Below are 1,205 nucleotides of genomic sequence, written 5' to 3' on the forward strand. Positions count from 1 at the left end.
TGGGCCCTTGACCATGAGCGAAGTTATGGTTCCGCCGTTCCGCCGGGCCACGAAACGGATCAACAGCACATGATGGGGTACACGCACGCGCTCAGCGGAACCGCGGCGTGGCTGGCCGCGGTTCCGCTGGTGACGAACGAGGCTCTCCTCGGCTCCTTCGCGGTGAGCCTGTCCGCCGAGCAGGTGGTGGCGGGCGCCGTGGTCTGCGCGGGCGCGGCGCTGCTGCCCGACCTCGACCACCACGACGGGACGATCGCCAACACCTACGGCCCGATCACCCAGGTGCTCTGCAAGGTCGTGGGCGCGATCTCGGGCGGTCACCGGCACGCGACGCACTCGGTGGCGTTCGCGGTCGGCGCGGGCTACCTGACCGACTGGACGGCCACCCACGCCGTGCACGTGTGGTGGGGGATTCTCTTCTTCGTCGTCGGCCTGGGCCTGCGCGGCATCGGCATCGGGTTCCAGAAGAGCGACAACCTCACCGGGCTGATGAACGCCCTGCTCGCGGGTGCGATCGTCTACCTGATGCGCGACGTCGACATGCGGTACGTCGGCTACGCCGTCACGCTCGGCTGCCTGGCCCATGTGGTCGGCGACTGCCTGACCCCCCGTGGCTGCCCGGTGTTCTGGCCGGTGCAGCGGTCGGTCGAGATCCCGCTCATCTCGCGCACCAACGGCAGGACCGAACGCTGGGTGATGGCGCCGCTGCTCACGCTCGCGATCACCATTCTCGCCGTCCGGTCCGCGCTCGGCGACGAGATCACCAGCCTGCTGAGATCCTGACCCGGCCGGGCGTCGCGCCCGGTCAGGTCACGTCCTGAAGGCGCGCCGCCGCGGCCCGATGCCGCCGGAGGACCTCATCGGCGCCGGGTACCGTCAGCGCGCCGTCCTCGACCACCGCCCGCCCTGCCACCACGGTGTGCCTGGCGGCGATCGGGCCGCAGCGCAGCCACGCCTCCACGGGGTCGGTCAGCGCTCCGGAATGGGCGAGCCCGTCGAGCGGCCAGCACACCAGGTCGCCCACGGCTCCGACCGAGAGCTCCCCGAGCTCACCGGCCCGGCCGAGGCACGCCGCGCCGCCGCGGGTGCCGATGTCGAGCACCTCGCGGGAGGTCATTCCACGCGCTCCAGCGCGCTGGCGGCCGAGCAGCAGCGCCATGCGCGATTCCAGCCACAGCGACGCCTGGTCGTTGGACGCCGATCCG

At 71.9% G+C, this 1,205-nt stretch carries 2 protein-coding genes; one reads left to right on the top strand and one right to left on the bottom strand.

Going from position 1 to position 1,205, the window contains the following annotated elements; genetic code table 11:
* The first annotated feature begins 69 nt into the window (after positions 1-69).
* Positions 70-783, top strand: coding sequence for a metal-dependent hydrolase (locus HKK72_RS39390; protein WP_187239450.1), 714 nt, complete (start codon positions 70-72; stop codon positions 781-783).
* Between the two features lie 22 nt (positions 784-805).
* Here HKK72_RS39390 and HKK72_RS39395 read toward each other — a convergent pair.
* A partial coding sequence (locus tag HKK72_RS39395; protein ID WP_187239451.1) for an amidohydrolase family protein occupies positions 806-1,205 on the bottom strand: 400 nt, incomplete at its 5' end.

This window comes from Actinomadura sp. HBU206391, from assembly GCF_014323665.1.
In the GTDB taxonomy this organism is placed as follows: Bacteria; Actinomycetota; Actinomycetes; order Streptosporangiales; family Streptosporangiaceae; genus Actinomadura_C.